Genomic DNA, 14,523 nt, shown 5'->3' on the forward strand with positions numbered 1-14,523 from the left:
CATATCAATGTCACCCGCCGCGAATACGGCACAATGAACGCATGAAAGCTCTTGGTCTCCTCTTGATATACCTACTCGCGGTATTGCTTCCCCTGATCCTGTCATGGGCATCTGGTACAGAACCGCGGCCATTCCGACACGAACTTGCATCTGGCCTCGGGATGCTGGCCTTTTCGATGATCCTTGCGGAATTCGTTTTGTCTGGGCGCTTCAAGCGCATCTCAAACGGTATCGGGATGGACGTGACGATGCGGTTTCACCAACTTATGGCGCGCACCGCATTGGTTTTCGCCATGCTACATCCATTTCTATACCGCGGCAGCCCATCAGGCGGGGCGCGACCATGGGACGCCACCCGGCAGCTTACCGTAACGACAGACTTCACTAACCTCGCGACCGGCATTGCGGCCTTCATCCTTTTGCCGAGCCTCGTTTTGCTTGCCATCGCTCGCACTCAACTCGATTACAAATACGAAACATGGCGGCTGCTGCACGGCATTGGCGCGCTTTTGATCGCAGGGCTACTCTTGCATCACGCGATCTATGCGGGGCGGTATGGCGCTGAGCCTGTTATGGTCGGGCTATGGCTGGGAATGACGGCAATCGCAGCGGGTTCGCTACTTTATGTCTATCTGATCGCGCCCCTATTGCAGCGTTCGCAGGGATGGCGCGTGACCGAAATCAAACGGCTGACACCAAAGCAATGGGGGCTCACGATCTCGCCAGATGGACACAGCGGTATTGAGTACAAAGCCGGACAGTTCGGATGGCTAAACCTTGGACACAGCCCACTCACGCTACACGAAAACCCGTTTTCGATTAGCTCCGCACCAAGCGCGGGTGCTGACATTTCCTTCGTTATCAAAGAACTCGGAGACTTCACGCGTTCGCTCGATCAAATCAAAATCGGCGACCGCGCTTACCTTGATGGGCCATTCGGACATCTTACCGTCGACGGGCGCAATGAGCCCGGCATCGCGCTCATCGCCGGTGGCGTAGGCGTCGCCCCGCTGCTCAGCATTCTGCGTGATCTTCGAAATACGAACGACCCACGCGAGGTGAAACTCATCTATGGGAACAAACGCGAAGATCAGATCGTCTATCGCGACGAACTAACTGATCAAGACGTAACTTACGTGCTGTCTGAACCACCCGCACATTGGAAAGGTGAAAGCGGACTAATCGATGCGCGCCTGCTGGACAGTATGTTCTCGGACACGCAGTACAAAGACTGGCTATTCGTTCTTTGCGGCCCACCAATCATGATGGACATGATCGAAGAACACCTCATCTCAAGAGGCACACCTTCCAGCCAGATCCTATCAGAAAGGTTCAACTATGACTGATCTGTTCAGACAAGTGTCAATGCAGCGACGCGTATCAATCGTTATTTGGATCGTGAACGTTATTCTCATGCTTTCATTAATGGGATTTGCCGCACGTGGCATGATCTAGCCAGATGACGTGCTGTGCCCTACATGTCTTCGCAGTTCTCGTAGCGCCTGCCTAATAATCTGCCATGCCGATGACAAGAACAGCCCGGCCATGACTCCTGCAACGATCAGATCGGGCCAGCCGGTCGCGGTGCCCCAAACCCCAAGTGCGGCAACCATAACCGCAACATTCCCGATTGCGTCATTACGTGAACATAGCCAAACGGATCGCACGTTTGCGTCGCCGTCTTTGTAACGCATTAACAGTCCCACGCTGGCAAGGTTGGCGATGAGCGCCAGAAAACCGATGATCCCCATTACTTCTGCGGTTGGAACGCCGACAGCAAAGACTCGGTATGCTGTTGTTCCGAACACCCAAAGCCCCATCAACAACAGGCTGATCCCTTTGGTCAATGCGGCAGTGCTGCGTACCCGTGAAGACGCGCCGATTACGGCCAATGAAATGCCATAGGTCACTGCATCCCCAAAGAAATCCAACGCGTCGGCCTGCAATGCTTGGCTGCGCGCCATATGCCCCGCCGTCATCTCGACCACGAACATCCCCGCATTAATCGCGATAACTGCCCAAAGACGCCGTTTATAGTCGGCTGACACCCCTTCAAATTGGGCATCATGCCCGCAACAACCTGCCATCTTAATATCCTTTCATCTTTGCGACTCATGATCTAACGTCTCTAGTAACTAGAGGTTCAAGAGGTTTTTCAGATGTTTTCCATCGGCGCGCTTTCTGACCGAACAGGGGTAAAAATTCCGACTATTCGTTACTACGAAGAAATGGGACTAATGCCCGAACCTGAGCGCACGGCCGGAAATCAGCGACGCTATTCACAGGCTGGGCTGGATCGGCTGGGCTTCATCAAACACGCCCGCGATCTGGGTTTCACCATCGAGGCGATACGTGCGCTGATTGATTTGAACGATCACCCTGATCATTCATGTGCGACCGCAAATGCGATTGCTACAGGCCAACTTGATGACGTGCGTGCCAAGATTGCACGCTTGCAGCGGCTGGAAACGGAACTGGTCCGGATCGCCACCCATTGCGACGGAAAAGGGCGGGCAAGCGACTGTTATGTTCTGACATCTCTTGCCGATCACAGCCTGTGCGAAACCGCGCACTAGCGCTGCGGTGCGGCATGGGTTAAGTAAACGCTATGAAACTTATCGTAGGCCTAGGTAATCCCGGCGCGAAATACGCGCGAAATCGTCACAACATCGGCTTTATGGCCATGGATGTTATCGCAGCAGACCACGGTTTTTCACCGTGGCGCAGCAAATTCCAAGGACAGATCTCCGAAGGGCGATTTGGTTCTGAAAAGGTTGCCCTGCTCAAACCCGAAACATTCATGAACCTGTCTGGCCAATCCGTTGGCGAGGCAATGCGCTATCTTAAACTTGCACCCGAAGACATCATTGTGTTCCACGATGAGCTGGATCTTGCCCCCGGCAAGGTTCGCCTGAAAACAGGTGGCGGTCATGCGGGACACAACGGATTGCGGTCTATCCACGGACATATCGGTCCTGATTATGACCGCGTGCGAATGGGCATCGGACACCCCGGCCACAAGGATGCGGTTGCAGGATACGTGCTGCGCGATTTTGCCAAGTCTGACGCTGAATGGCTGGACGATGAAATGCGCGGGATCAGTGATGGCATCGCTGATCTTGTTGCAGGTGACGGGCCAAAGTTCCTGAATGCGATTGCCCTGCGCGTCGCGCCCCCACGGTCATCGACAAGCAAGCCAAAGCCCAAACCAACGGTCGCAGCACCAGAGCCAGACAACGACGCGCGGTCGCCCATGCAAAAGCTGGTGGATCGCTTTCGGTGATCCCCGCGAATGTCTCTGCGGCATTCGCCAATCAATCCCAATCCTGCACGGAACTTGGGTCGCCCTTTATGGGCCAACTCATGGGCCTTTGCGCGACGCGCGAATGGCCTGACTGCCCGGTCACAGATCGGATATTCCAATGGCAAGGTGATCTCAGTCCGCGCAGCCAATCGGTGCCATTGCGGCTTGCCGGTGCGCTACATGCCCTACGCCTGAATGGCGATGCTGTGCTTGATGCTGCCTATCCACCCAATGCTGTGCCAGACAACATTTTATGGCAGGCAGTCAGCCAGACACTGTGCGACCAATCCCCAACCATCATGGCGTGGCTCGATAGTCCGCCGCAAACCAACGAAGTCCGAAGGTCTGCGGCTTTGATCGCAGTCGGGCATTTCTTGGCTGATCGCTTTGGGCTGCCAATCCGCACATCTGAGTTGGGCGCAAGTGCCGGGCTGAACCTGCAGTGGGATCGCTACGCATTAGAGGTTAGCGGGCAGAGTTTTGGCCCCGTTGACCCTATCCTCACGCTGCGCCCTGATTGGACAGGCCCCCTGCCCCCAAAGGCCCAGCCAAACGTAACTAACCGCGCAGGCGTGGATTTGAACCCGCTTAACCCGCAAAGCGACGCACTACGCTTGCAAGCCTACCTATGGCCAGATCAACCCGAACGGCTGCGGCTCACTCAGGCGGCCATTGCCGCAGCTCAGACACCTGTTGATCAAGGCGATGCGATTGATTGGCTGCGCTCCCAGCTTCACCATAAACCGGGCGAGCTGCACATGATCTACAGCACCATCGCTTGGCAGTATTTCCCAGCGGACAAGCAGGCCGAAGGAACGGCGGCGATTGCCAAAGCGGGCGAAGATGCAACAGATGATACGCCTCTTGCTTGGTTCGGGATGGAGGCAGACGATCAAAGCCCCGGAGCGGCGCTAACGCTGCGCCTATGGCCCGGCGACTTAACCATACCTCTCGGACGCGCTGATTTTCATGGGCGCTGGGTGCATTGGGCTGCCCCATAAACACGCATTGCAACGCTAGGCTCGGCAAGGCATGTTCAGGTGAATTACGACGGAAAACATAATGAACATAATATCTTCGGCGGCAATCGCCACTGTCGGCGGCCTAGCGGCGCTAGCATTTTGGAAACGGACCGAGCTTGGACGACTACGCCATGTGTTGAACCTGTTTTCGGCCGACAAGATCGTGCATAATTTCTCGCACATGAACTCAGTGTTCCTGTCGGATCAGCTTCCTGCTTCATCCCCTTCAATTCCGCTTAGGACAGGCACAACTGCTACACTATCGCCACAGGCGTATCAGTGGATCAAAGACCGCAACGTGACCGCATTGGTCGTGCTAAAAGACGGTGAATTGGTATTCGAAGACTACTTTCACGGCACTGGGCCAAATGATCTACGGATCAACTGGTCAGTATCAAAAAGCTATCTGTCGGCCCTATTTGGCATTGTCTTGGCCGAAGGCGCAATCGAAAGCATTGACGACCCCGTCACCAAATACGCGCCCGAACTATCCGGCACCGCCTATAAAGATGCGACGATCAAAGACGTCCTGCAAATGTCGTCGGGCCTTGCCTTTGACGAAGACTACCTCGCGTTCTTTTCCGACATTAACCGGATGGGCCGGGTTCTTGCGCTTGGCGGGTCAATGGACGGCTTTGCAAAACAGCAAACCAAAAGCGCCGCACAGCCCGGTGAACGGATGGAATATGTGTCCATCGACACTCACATCATCGGGATGGTCATTCGAGGTGCAACAGGGCGCGGCATCGCGGAACTACTGCACGAAAAGATCATCGCGCCATTGGGAATGGAACAAGCCCCCTATTACCTTACTGATGGCAATGGCGTGGCGTTTGTTTTGGGCGGCTTGAATTGCACAACCCGCGACAATGCCCGCTTTGGGCAAATGATGGCACAGGGTGGTCAATGGAACGGCAAACAAATCGTGCCCGAGGATTGGGTCACCGCGTCTACAACCGCGAGCGCAAAAACCGCACCTGATGAAATCGGATATGGATACCAATGGTGGATACCGCTTGGATACGAAGACGGACAGTTTTTGGCCCGTGGCATTTACGGGCAATACATTTACATTGATCGTATCAACAACGTCGTCATCGCCACGCATAGTGCCGACCGGGCATTCCGCGAAGATGGCGTCAGCCGCGAAAACGAAGTGATCTTTCAAGAGATCGCAGAAAGCCTGAAAAACCATGGAAAAAGACCCGTCCTTTAACGTCCTAGGCAGCAGCTTGATCCCTTGCTCTACAGATCCGATGACCGGGTTCTTTCGCAATGGATCATGCGATACCTGCGCCCAAGACCAAGGCAGCCATACAGTTTGCGCCGTGATGACGGATGAATTTCTGGCCTATTCGAAATACGTCGGCAACGATCTAAGCACACCGCGCCCCGAGTATGGATTTACAGGGTTAAAAGCTGGCGACAGCTGGTGCCTTTGTGCAAGCCGGTTCCTGCAAGCACACGAAGAAGGCTGCGCACCCCAAGTCAATTTGCACGCCACGCATGTCCGTGCCCTCGAGATCGTTTCGATCGATGTGCTGCGCACCCACGCTTTGGGGGCAAACCTGAACTAATCAGCCCGCATCCGTGCCGGCCATCAGCTCATCAATAAATAGGCTTAAAAGCTGCGTACGCCCGGTCACACCAGCTTTGCGAAAGATGGCGTTGGTCTGCGCCTTGATGGTTCCTTCGCTGACGGTACGCAGGTCCGCTATTTCTTGGGTTGATAACCCTTTGATGGCGAACAACGCCACGTCACGTTCGGCAGGTGTTAACCCCCATTCGCTAAACCGTTCCTCGACCACGTCCATGAACGCGCCAGAGGCAATACGAAGCTGTCCTTCCACATGCACATTGCGGGCCATTGTTTTGCGCAACAGCAGCACGCCAAGCCCAACACCCAGCAGCAAACCAAGCGCGGCCCCCAGTTCGATCAGTTCGTATAGGTTCCAACTGATTGGCGCGAGCCCAAGCATCGACGCGACAATTTGAGACACGAAAAAGAAGGCGCAAAGCACCTGCACAATCACAATCGCTGCGACGTACCACTGCCCTTTCAAGGGGCGTTCCTAACTGAGGTTAAGCGCAACTATTCGTCATCCTCGTCGTCGTCATCGTCCTCGTCGTCATCCTCTTCATCATCGTCATCGTCGCGATCATCATCGTCATCGCGATCATCGTCGTCATCGTCATCGCGATCATCGTCGTCATCGTCATCGCGATCATCGTCGTCATCGTCATCGCGATCATCGTCGTCACGATCATCGCTGTCGTCATCGTGATCATCGTCTTTGGCGTTCTCCGACGAGCTGCCACCCCCATCCGGGTTGAAAATTCTTGGACCATCATCGTTGTCGTCATCGTCAAGCGTAACCCAATAGTCCCGAAGGATTTCGCCCGTTTGAGGATTAAAGACCAATTCACGGCGCAAATCATTACGCAAAGCAATAACGCGAACGCGGCCCAACCACGTGTTATTCAAAGTAATCTTGTCAAAGCCCTGAGCCTGCAGCTGGGACACAATCTGGTCTTGAACAGACTGGGCCACCGCAGTGAGCGGCGCCCCAGCCAGAACGAGACATAATAATAGCCTCTTAAACATACCTACTCCATTACGCGATTTTCGACGCTTCGGACAGTACGCGGTGCTTAGTCGTCATCGTCATCGTCGTCATCATCATCATCATCATCATCATCGTCGTCGTCATCATCGTCGTCATCATCATCGTCGTCGTCGTCATCGTCGTCGTCATCATCGTCGTCGTCGTCGTCATCATCGTCGTCGTCGTCATCGTCGTCGTCATCGTCGTCATCGATGAAGTCTTCATCATCATCCTCAACGCTGACGCCGCTTGATGTGTCATCATCACTGTCGACTGGCTCTACTTCTTGCTTAAGAACTTCGCCCGTGAGTGCGTCATAGACAACTTCCAATTTCATGCCGTCGCGGATCGCTTCGACTTTGACTTGGGTTGGGCCGTTCTTGACCTCGATCCGGTCATACCCTTCAGCTTGCAGCTGGGTGATCACTTGCTCAGCGATAGACTGTGCAAAGACAGCGCTCGCTGACAATGCGACGGCGGCGGTTGTGGAAAGCAGTAGTTTTTTCATGAGTAAGTTCCTTTCAAACATGCGGGCCGACCATATGCGGTCCGTCGATGTGATATTCACCACCAACCAAAGCGCAGGCCATGGATCAGGGGTTTATAAAGGGGAACTTAAACCTAAGATTACGGGCCTAAACTTTCGTTTAGGCCCGTAAATGAGGTAATTTAGGTCTTCATATCAAAGCCAAGGTGTTTGGCGACGGTAAAGATATCTTTGTCACCACGCCCACACATATTCATGACCAGCAAGTGATCCTTGGGTAGTGTCGGCGCGATCTTCATCACATGTGCCAGCGCGTGTGATGGCTCTAGCGCAGGAATGATCCCTTCCAGCGCACAGCACAGCTGAAACGCCTCAAGCGCTTCGACATCAGTGATCGATACGTATTTGGCGCGGCCAATTTCATGTAGCCATGCGTGCTCTGGCCCGATACCGGGATAATCAAGACCAGCCGAGATGCTGAAACCTTCCAAAATCTGACCATCGTCATCTTGCAACAGATAGGTCCGGTTACCGTGCAACACACCGGGGCGACCGCCCGTCAGTGACGCGCAATGTTCCATCTTGGCGTTCACGCCTTTGCCGCCGGCCTCTACGCCGATGATATTGACGTCTTTGTCATCAAGGAACGGAAAGAACAGGCCCATGGCATTTGATCCGCCACCGATCGCAGCAACTAATGTATCAGGCAAACGGCCTTCGGCGGCGTGCATCTGCTCTTTGGTTTCTTTGCCAATGATCGCCTGAAAATCACGGACCATCGCAGGATAAGGGTGCGGACCCGCAACCGTACCGATGCAATAGAATGTGTCGCGAACGTTGGTTACCCAATCACGCAGCGCATCGTTCATCGCGTCTTTCAATGTGCCACGACCAGAGGTCACAGGAACGACTTCGGCACCTAACAGACGCATACGGAATACGTTCGGTGCTTGGCGTTCAACGTCATGTGCCCCCATATAGACCACACATTTTAGACCGAATTTCGCACAAACGGTCGCCGTCGCAACACCGTGCTGTCCAGCACCTGTTTCAGCGATAATGCGGGTCTTGCCCATGCGACGGGCCAGAATGATCTGACCAAGCACGTTGTTGATTTTATGCGCGCCTGTGTGGTTCAGCTCATCGCGCTTGAGATAAATCTTAGCGCCGCCCAGATGCTCTGAGAGGCGTTCGGCGTGATATAGGGGGCTAGGACGGCCAACATAGTTGGTCCACAGATCATTCATCTCTGCCCAGAAGGTTTCATCCGTCTTGGCATATTCATACCGCTCCTCAAGTTCGAGGATCAGCGGCATCAGGGTTTCCGAAACAAAACGGCCCCCAAAATCACCAAAACGTCCCTTTTCATCGGGACCCGTCATGAAGCTATTGAATAGATCGTTGGCCATGTCACACCTAATATTATCGCGCCCGTCAGGACTAGCGTCATTGTGCATGATGGTAAAGCAGGCAGGGTCATTTGCGCTGCGCAAACGCGTGAATTAAGCGCCCCGCGCAGCTTCACAAAACGCCTTCATTAGTTCAGCGTCCTTTACACCCGGCGCGGATTCAACACCTGAAGCCACATCAACCTGCTTCACACCTGTGTGCTTGATCGCCTCGGCAACGTTATCGGCGTTCAAACCACCCGCAAGCATCCAAGGTTTGGTCCAGTATTTGCGCCCAGACAACAGTGACCAATCAAAGCTGATCCCGTTTCCACCGGGCAGCACCGCATCCTTTGGCGGCTTTGCATCCAGCATTAACTGATCCGCAACTGCGCTATAGGCATCAATCGCGTCCAGATCGGCAGGTCCCGATATACCCAATACTTTCATCACTGGCAGGCCATAGCGCGCCCGAATTTCGGCAACGCGCTCTCGTGTCTCGCTCCCGTGAAGCTGCAACATATCAAGCGGCACGCGTTCTGTCAGCGCATCAAGCAACGTATCGTCAGCATTCACGACAAGCCCGACTTTGGCGACACCAACGGGCACTTCGACAGCTAAATCACGCGCTTTATCGAAACTGACATAGCGCGGTGACTTGGGAAAGAAATTGAACCCGACATAGGTCGCGCCCGCGTCTGCCGCTGCCAATACATCAGCAACGGTCCGCAGACCGCAAATCTTAATCCGAATGTCAGAGTCCATCAGCCCGCGTTTTCCAGCAGCGCAAGAACATCATCACTGTTTTTCGCGCCAACGGCTTCGCCACGCAATTTCTTAACTTCGCGACGCAATGCATCAAGCTCGCGACTTTTCGCACGTGATTCAGCGCGAACACGGTGCTCGCGGACCCACTCCCACAAAAAGCCAATCAAAAGCCCAGCGCCAACGCCCAAAAAGATGACGATGAATAGGGGCAGCTGTAGATCTGGCGATAGCCCAAACAGATCTGCGACAGCTGTCGGCAAAGCGCGTACTGTCACAAGACCGCGATTTGCCAACCCAATCAGGATCAAGCACAGGCCAACAATGGCCCAAAAGGCGTAGCGAATGGTTTTCATGGTACCCTCTTAGTTACCGTTCAAGCTTTAGTTGCCGTTCAGCCGATCCCGCAAGAGCTTACCGGTCTTAAAAAACGGAACATGTTTTTCTTCAACTTCGACCGCTTCACCCGTACGTGGGTTGCGACCGATACGTTGGTCACGTTTTTTCACCGAAAACGCGCCAAAGCCACGCAATTCGACACGATCACCACGCGACATAGCGTCCGTGATCTCCTCAAAAATAGTATTAACGATTTTTTCGACGTCGCGCTGATACAAATGAGGGTTCTCATCGGCGATTTTTTGAATCAATTCAGATCGGATCATAACAAGTGGCCTCCCAAAAAACACATATCACATACTGCGAGTTTGTTCCCGCTTTTCAAACGACTATAGGCAGTTTGCCGCCTTCGGGAAATAGCTCTGGTGTAGGGAATTCGTCCAAAATTCGGGCTGGACCCGGAATTATTGCTTTGTTTGACGCCAACGGACCCGTGTTCAACCACGCACAGACCAAATGCTGCATCACAGCGTAAAACCCCGATTCGGCTATGCTGCGCCCGCACACAAGTGGCACCCGCTTATTTTGCGATATGTGCCAGATCGAACATTACAATGATAATCTTGTGCACGAATACACAACACCTGTGCAAACTCTGGGGTTCCTGAAACACGAGTTACGCCCCAAATACTGTCGTGTACAACGCGGGCTCTCGCCCCGCCCAATCAGGAATACTACTATGCTTCTAGATCGCTTAAACTGGCGTTACGCCACGAAAAAAATGGACGCGTCAAAACCTGTCCCCGAAGAAAAGGTCGAGGCCATCCTAGAGGCTGTTCGCCTTGCACCCACTTCCAGTGGCCTTCAGCCATTCGAAGTCATCGTCGTAACGGACCCAACCGTGCGCGCAAAGCTGAAAGATGCAGCCTTTGACCAAGCTCAGATTGTTGACGGCAGCCACCTGTTGGTTTTCGCAGCTTGGGACAACTACACCAACGAACGCATCGACGGCGTCGTGAACGACACAGCAGCGGCACGCGGCGGACTGACCGAAGCGCTGACCGGATACTATGACCGTCTAAAAGGCATGTACCTGTCCCGCCCTGCGGATGTGAACTTCGACCACGCCGCCCGCCAAGCCTACATCGGCCTTGGCATCGCGCTAACCGCTGCCGCATTCGAAGAAGTCGACAGCACGCCAATGGAAGGCTTTGAGGCGGATAAATTCGACGAAATCCTAGGCCTGCGCGAACGCGGCCTGCGCTCGGTCGCGATCATGCCACTCGGCTACCGTGACCCAGAAGGTGACTGGCTGAATGGCCAAACCAAAGTTCGGCGCGACGCTGACAAGTTCATCACACGGGTTAACGCCGCTAACTAAGGCGTGACCAAAGTGAATGAGATTAGCTCTGGCATAGTGTATTATGTCAGAGCTTTTTATTCGATACAGACATGGGTTGTCGTGGCCCCAGCAAAGGCAAACAAGATGACCACACCGATCACTGATCCACCGACGCAATCTGCGCTAGAACGTCTAAGTAAGGCAGGTCAGCCTCAAACCCTAAGAAACTGCGACCTGAGCGCGCTAAATTTTTCGCGGCTTGATCTATCAGGCTGGACGTTCGAAGGCTGCAACCTCTCGCATGCCGATTTCAGCAGCACCCGGCTTGAACGAAGCCATTTCAAAGGCTGCCGTGCGACAGGCGCGAACTTCCCCGGTGCAGACCTAACAGAGGCGATCATCGACGGGGGTGACTTCAGCAACAGCAACTTTCGCGGTGCCACACTTTCATCTGCCAATGTCATGCGTTGCAAAATGACCGGAACAGAGATGACAGAAGTACGTGCATTGGATTTAACCGTGCATGAAGTCCTCTTTGTCATGGCCGCCATATCTGGTTTCTCTTTCAAAAAATCCACGCTGACCCAGATCGACTTTAGCGAGGCTGATCTGCGTAACTGCGATTTTCGAGAAACGGTGTTCGAGGACTGCCTTCTGCAGGACGCCCGCCTGCATGACTGCCGCTTCGAAGGCGCGGACCTACGCGGTGCGAACCTTGGCGGCATCCAAATATCTGACTCAAAACGCTACAAAGGTGCCATCATATCCAAACAGCAGGCTGCGGACCTTCTTAGTCAGCTTGGGCTACAGGTACTTTGATCAAACAAACTGTTCCCTGATCAGTCGTTCTTCTAGCCCATGACCCGGATCAAAAAGTATCCGGTGTTTGACCATTGGTTCTGACCTAATCTCCACACTGGCAACATTGCGCACTGATTTTCCGTCAGCGTCGGCCATAACCGGGCGTTTGCCGGGGTCGATTACGTCGAACCGCACCACCGCGCGTTTTGGCAGCAGCGCACCGCGCCAGCGGCGGGGACGGAATGCAGACATGGCGGTCAGGGCCAAAACATCAGAACCAATCGGCAAGATCGGACCGTGCGCGGAATAGTTATAGGCGGTCGATCCCGCGGGCGTTGCCAACAACGCGCCATCGCACACCAGCTCGGGCATACGCAGTTTACTATCCACTGTAATACGCAGCTTTGCCGCCTGTGGGCCTGCGCGCAGAAGGCTGACCTCGTTGATGGCAAGCGCCTCGTGCATGTGGCCGTCCACTGTCAGGGCCGTCATGGCCAGCGGGTTGATGACCTCCTCCACAGCGGCATTCAGTCGTTCAACCAGATCTTCGGCATGGAACTCATTCATCAAGAAGCCAACCGTGCCACGGTTCATGCCATACACAGGCACATCCAGCCCTTGGGTTCCGTGCAAAGTATCAAGCATGAAACCATCACCACCCAGGGCCACGATCACGTCGGCCTGATCCGGCGGCACATCGCCATACCGTTCCGATAATTCACGCAATGCGCTTTGTGCTGTCGGGACAGGACTGGCGACAAAAGCAATTTTTGGCTGCGGCATTGGCGAAAGTTTCCTCTTGTTCCGGATAGTTGTGCTTTGATCAAACCTGAAACGCAAGACGCGGATACGAAACCTTCATGACGCGCTCATAAAGATCATGGTCGTTTTGATGCTTTAGAACAGGGCATTCCTACGGTATGAGGGGCCAGTCTTACCGCTTTTGGCACCTGAGAAGGGAAAACATCCATGACATCTGCAGTCCGCGACGCCGGCTTTTTCACCGAAACACTGGATACACGTGATCCAGAAATCCACGCCGCGATCCAAGGCGAACTGGGCCGCCAGCGCAAAGAGATCGAACTGATCGCATCCGAAAACATTGTATCCGCCGCCGTCATGGAAGCCCAAGGCAGCGTGATGACAAACAAATACGCCGAAGGTTACCCGGGTCGCCGCTACTACGGTGGCTGCGAATTTGTCGACGTTGCGGAAAACCTTGCGATTGACCGCGCCAAGCAATTGTTCGGTTGTGAATATGTGAACGTGCAGCCGAACTCTGGCTCTCAGGCGAACCAAGGCGTCTACAACGCACTGATCAAACCGGGCGATACCATTCTTGGCATGTCACTGGACGCAGGTGGCCACCTGACCCACGGTGCAAAGCCGAACCAATCCGGTAAAATCTACAATGCGATCCAATACGGCGTGCGTCGTCAGGACAGCCTGCTGGATTATGACGAGGTTCAGTCTCTCGCGACCGAGCACCAGCCAAAGATGATCATCGCAGGCGGTTCCGCGATCCCACGCATCATCGACTTCGCAAAAATGCGCGAGATTGCGGATAGCGTTGGCGCGATCCTGATGGTTGATATGGCCCACTTTGCTGGTCTGGTTGCGGCAGGCATCTACCCATCGCCGTTCCCACACGCACATGTTGCGACAACAACCACGCACAAAACACTGCGCGGCCCACGTGGCGGCATGATCTGCACCAACGACGCGGACATCGCGAAAAAGGTGAACTCTGCCATCTTCCCCGGCATCCAAGGCGGCCCACTGATGCACGTCATCGCGGGTAAAGCCGTGGCATTCGGCGAAGCCCTGCGCCCAGAGTTCAAAACCTACCAAGAGCAAGTCGTCAAAAACGCCCAAGCATTGGCTGATCAGCTGATGAAAGGCGGCCTCGATATCGTATCCGGCGGCACCGACAGCCACCTGATGCTGGTTGACCTGCGCCCCAAAGGCGTCAAAGGCAACGCGACTGAAAACTCACTGGGTCGCGCACATATCACCTGCAACAAAAACGGCATCCCGTTTGACCCAGAAAAGCCAATGGTCACATCCGGCATCCGTCTGGGTTCACCCGCAGGCACGACACGCGGATTTGGCGAAGCCGAGTTCCGTCAAATCGCTGACTGGATCGTAGAAGCCACCGACGGTTTGGCCGCCAACGGCGAAGACGGCAACGCAGCAGTCGAAGCCAAAGTCCGCGCCGAAGTCGAAGCGCTCTGCGACAAATTCCCGATGTATCCGAACCTGTAAGGGTTGCGGCACAACGATCAAAGGCGGGCCGATGCCCGCCTTTTCATTATGCTAAGCGTTAACCATATACATTATATTCAACTTCTCTAAGGTTACTTTGAAATTGCGTGCAACAGAGGCCGAAACAAGTGACTGACCATATTTGGATGTGTGACGCACAGCGTCACACGCAGTTCGTTAGAGGGTTTTCGGCAGATCTAGATG

The 14,523-nt window shown here is 54.3% G+C and carries 18 protein-coding genes; 9 read left to right on the forward strand and 9 right to left on the reverse strand.

What is annotated here, in order from left to right; genetic code table 11:
• Positions 1 to 41 precede the first annotated feature (41 nt).
• Positions 42 to 1,346, forward strand: a complete 1,305-nt coding sequence (locus ACHUEV_RS06540; RefSeq protein WP_394178251.1) for a ferredoxin reductase family protein — start codon at positions 42 to 44, stop codon at positions 1,344 to 1,346.
• Between the two features lie 105 nt (positions 1,347 to 1,451).
• Here ACHUEV_RS06540 and ACHUEV_RS06545 read toward each other — a convergent pair whose 3' ends face one another.
• Positions 1,452 to 2,087, reverse strand: coding sequence for a cation efflux transmembrane domain-containing protein (locus ACHUEV_RS06545; protein ID WP_394178252.1), 636 nt, complete (start codon positions 2,085 to 2,087; stop codon positions 1,452 to 1,454).
• Between the two features lie 72 nt (positions 2,088 to 2,159).
• Here ACHUEV_RS06545 and ACHUEV_RS06550 point away from each other — a divergent pair, with 72 nt between their 5' ends.
• From ACHUEV_RS06550 to ACHUEV_RS06570, 5 genes are all read left to right on the forward strand, one after another.
• Positions 2,160 to 2,576, forward strand: a complete 417-nt coding sequence (locus ACHUEV_RS06550) for a MerR family transcriptional regulator (RefSeq protein WP_394178253.1) — start codon at positions 2,160 to 2,162, stop codon at positions 2,574 to 2,576.
• Between the two features lie 32 nt (positions 2,577 to 2,608).
• Positions 2,609 to 3,283 carry an aminoacyl-tRNA hydrolase gene (pth, locus tag ACHUEV_RS06555; RefSeq protein ID WP_394178254.1) on the forward strand — a complete coding sequence of 225 codons (675 nt, stop codon included), beginning with the start codon at positions 2,609 to 2,611 and terminating at the stop codon, positions 3,281 to 3,283.
• Entirely contained in the window at positions 3,280 to 4,305 is a 1,026-nt protein-coding gene (locus ACHUEV_RS06560) for a DUF2332 domain-containing protein (RefSeq protein WP_394178255.1), read from the forward strand. Before pth ends, ACHUEV_RS06560 begins: the two co-directional genes overlap by 4 nt.
• Positions 4,306 to 4,366: 61 nt before the next feature.
• On the forward strand, positions 4,367 to 5,542 hold the full coding sequence (locus tag ACHUEV_RS06565; protein ID WP_394178256.1) for a serine hydrolase domain-containing protein: 1,176 nt from the start codon (positions 4,367 to 4,369) through the stop codon (positions 5,540 to 5,542).
• Positions 5,520 to 5,903: a DUF2237 family protein gene (locus ACHUEV_RS06570; protein ID WP_394178257.1), complete on the forward strand. Its 384-nt coding sequence runs from the start codon at positions 5,520 to 5,522 to the stop codon at positions 5,901 to 5,903. The genes ACHUEV_RS06565 and ACHUEV_RS06570 overlap by 23 nt, the downstream gene beginning before the upstream one ends.
• On the opposite strand, the gene ACHUEV_RS06575 is transcribed toward ACHUEV_RS06570, so the two are convergent.
• The 7 genes from ACHUEV_RS06575 to ihfB all read right to left on the reverse strand — a co-directional run bounded on the left by ACHUEV_RS06575 (position 5,904) and on the right by ihfB (position 10,237).
• Positions 5,904 to 6,389 (reverse strand): helix-turn-helix transcriptional regulator, encoded by a 486-nt coding sequence (locus ACHUEV_RS06575; protein ID WP_394178258.1) that lies wholly within the window; start codon positions 6,387 to 6,389, stop codon positions 5,904 to 5,906.
• Between the two features lie 29 nt (positions 6,390 to 6,418).
• The gene (locus ACHUEV_RS06580) at positions 6,419 to 6,931 is read right to left on the reverse strand and encodes a PepSY domain-containing protein (protein ID WP_394178259.1); all 513 of its coding nucleotides are present in this window, start codon (positions 6,929 to 6,931) and stop codon (positions 6,419 to 6,421) included.
• Between the two features lie 47 nt (positions 6,932 to 6,978).
• Positions 6,979 to 7,440: a PepSY domain-containing protein gene (locus ACHUEV_RS06585; RefSeq protein ID WP_394178260.1), complete on the reverse strand. Its 462-nt coding sequence runs from the start codon at positions 7,438 to 7,440 to the stop codon at positions 6,979 to 6,981.
• Between the two features lie 161 nt (positions 7,441 to 7,601).
• The gene (gene trpB, locus ACHUEV_RS06590; protein WP_394178261.1) at positions 7,602 to 8,828 is read right to left on the reverse strand and encodes a tryptophan synthase subunit beta; all 1,227 of its coding nucleotides are present in this window, start codon (positions 8,826 to 8,828) and stop codon (positions 7,602 to 7,604) included.
• Positions 8,829 to 8,921: 93 nt separating this feature from the next.
• Positions 8,922 to 9,572 carry a phosphoribosylanthranilate isomerase gene (locus ACHUEV_RS06595; RefSeq protein ID WP_394178262.1) on the reverse strand — a complete coding sequence of 217 codons (651 nt, stop codon included), beginning with the start codon at positions 9,570 to 9,572 and terminating at the stop codon, positions 8,922 to 8,924.
• A complete protein-coding gene (locus ACHUEV_RS06600) occupies positions 9,572 to 9,928 on the reverse strand; it encodes a LapA family protein (protein WP_394178263.1) in 357 nt (118 codons plus the stop codon). Before ACHUEV_RS06600 ends, ACHUEV_RS06595 begins: the two co-directional genes overlap by 1 nt.
• Positions 9,929 to 9,955: 27 nt before the next feature.
• The gene (ihfB, locus tag ACHUEV_RS06605) at positions 9,956 to 10,237 is read right to left on the reverse strand and encodes an integration host factor subunit beta (protein WP_106354922.1); all 282 of its coding nucleotides are present in this window, start codon (positions 10,235 to 10,237) and stop codon (positions 9,956 to 9,958) included.
• A gap of 413 nt (positions 10,238 to 10,650) precedes the next feature.
• Between ihfB and ACHUEV_RS06610 the strand changes: the two genes are divergently transcribed.
• Both ACHUEV_RS06610 and ACHUEV_RS06615 read left to right on the forward strand, forming a co-directional pair.
• On the forward strand, positions 10,651 to 11,292 hold the full coding sequence (locus ACHUEV_RS06610; RefSeq protein WP_394178264.1) for an NAD(P)H-dependent oxidoreductase: 642 nt from the start codon (positions 10,651 to 10,653) through the stop codon (positions 11,290 to 11,292).
• Positions 11,293 to 11,397: 105 nt separating this feature from the next.
• The gene (locus tag ACHUEV_RS06615) at positions 11,398 to 12,072 is read left to right on the forward strand and encodes a pentapeptide repeat-containing protein (protein WP_394178265.1); all 675 of its coding nucleotides are present in this window, start codon (positions 11,398 to 11,400) and stop codon (positions 12,070 to 12,072) included.
• Here the strand turns inward: ACHUEV_RS06615 and ACHUEV_RS06620 are convergent, their stop codons facing one another.
• Positions 12,073 to 12,837, reverse strand: coding sequence for an NAD kinase (locus ACHUEV_RS06620; protein WP_394178266.1), 765 nt, complete (start codon positions 12,835 to 12,837; stop codon positions 12,073 to 12,075).
• A gap of 186 nt (positions 12,838 to 13,023) precedes the next feature.
• Between ACHUEV_RS06620 and glyA the strand changes: the two genes are divergently transcribed.
• Complete coding sequence (gene glyA / locus ACHUEV_RS06625; protein WP_394178267.1) at positions 13,024 to 14,319, forward strand: serine hydroxymethyltransferase; 1,296 nt, start codon at positions 13,024 to 13,026, stop codon at positions 14,317 to 14,319.
• Positions 14,320 to 14,523 lie beyond the last annotated feature (204 nt).

Origin of the sequence: Yoonia maritima (assembly GCF_043641945.1) — a bacterium.
Lineage (GTDB): Bacteria > Pseudomonadota > Alphaproteobacteria > Rhodobacterales > Rhodobacteraceae > Yoonia > Yoonia maritima_B.

Excerpts from the sequence above, each read along its gene's own strand:
- ACHUEV_RS06540 (WP_394178251.1), top strand. The coding sequence starts at position 42 with ATGAAAGCTCTTGGTCTCCTCTTGATATACCTACTCGCGGTATTGCTT.
- ACHUEV_RS06545 (WP_394178252.1), bottom strand. The coding sequence starts at position 2,087 with ATGGCAGGTTGTTGCGGGCATGATGCCCAATTTGAAGGGGTGTCAGCC.
- ACHUEV_RS06550 (WP_394178253.1), top strand. The coding sequence starts at position 2,160 with ATGTTTTCCATCGGCGCGCTTTCTGACCGAACAGGGGTAAAAATTCCG.
- pth (WP_394178254.1), top strand. The coding sequence starts at position 2,609 with ATGAAACTTATCGTAGGCCTAGGTAATCCCGGCGCGAAATACGCGCGA.
- ACHUEV_RS06565 (WP_394178256.1), top strand. The coding sequence starts at position 4,367 with ATGAACATAATATCTTCGGCGGCAATCGCCACTGTCGGCGGCCTAGCG.
- ACHUEV_RS06570 (WP_394178257.1), top strand. The coding sequence starts at position 5,520 with ATGGAAAAAGACCCGTCCTTTAACGTCCTAGGCAGCAGCTTGATCCCT.
- ACHUEV_RS06580 (WP_394178259.1), bottom strand. The coding sequence starts at position 6,931 with ATGTTTAAGAGGCTATTATTATGTCTCGTTCTGGCTGGGGCGCCGCTC.
- ACHUEV_RS06585 (WP_394178260.1), bottom strand. The coding sequence starts at position 7,440 with ATGAAAAAACTACTGCTTTCCACAACCGCCGCCGTCGCATTGTCAGCG.
- trpB (WP_394178261.1), bottom strand. The coding sequence starts at position 8,828 with ATGGCCAACGATCTATTCAATAGCTTCATGACGGGTCCCGATGAAAAG.
- ACHUEV_RS06595 (WP_394178262.1), bottom strand. The coding sequence starts at position 9,572 with ATGGACTCTGACATTCGGATTAAGATTTGCGGTCTGCGGACCGTTGCT.
- ACHUEV_RS06600 (WP_394178263.1), bottom strand. The coding sequence starts at position 9,928 with ATGAAAACCATTCGCTACGCCTTTTGGGCCATTGTTGGCCTGTGCTTG.
- ihfB (WP_106354922.1), bottom strand. The coding sequence starts at position 10,237 with ATGATCCGATCTGAATTGATTCAAAAAATCGCCGATGAGAACCCTCAT.
- ACHUEV_RS06610 (WP_394178264.1), top strand. The coding sequence starts at position 10,651 with ATGCTTCTAGATCGCTTAAACTGGCGTTACGCCACGAAAAAAATGGAC.
- ACHUEV_RS06615 (WP_394178265.1), top strand. The coding sequence starts at position 11,398 with ATGACCACACCGATCACTGATCCACCGACGCAATCTGCGCTAGAACGT.
- ACHUEV_RS06620 (WP_394178266.1), bottom strand. The coding sequence starts at position 12,837 with ATGCCGCAGCCAAAAATTGCTTTTGTCGCCAGTCCTGTCCCGACAGCA.
- glyA (WP_394178267.1), top strand. The coding sequence starts at position 13,024 with ATGACATCTGCAGTCCGCGACGCCGGCTTTTTCACCGAAACACTGGAT.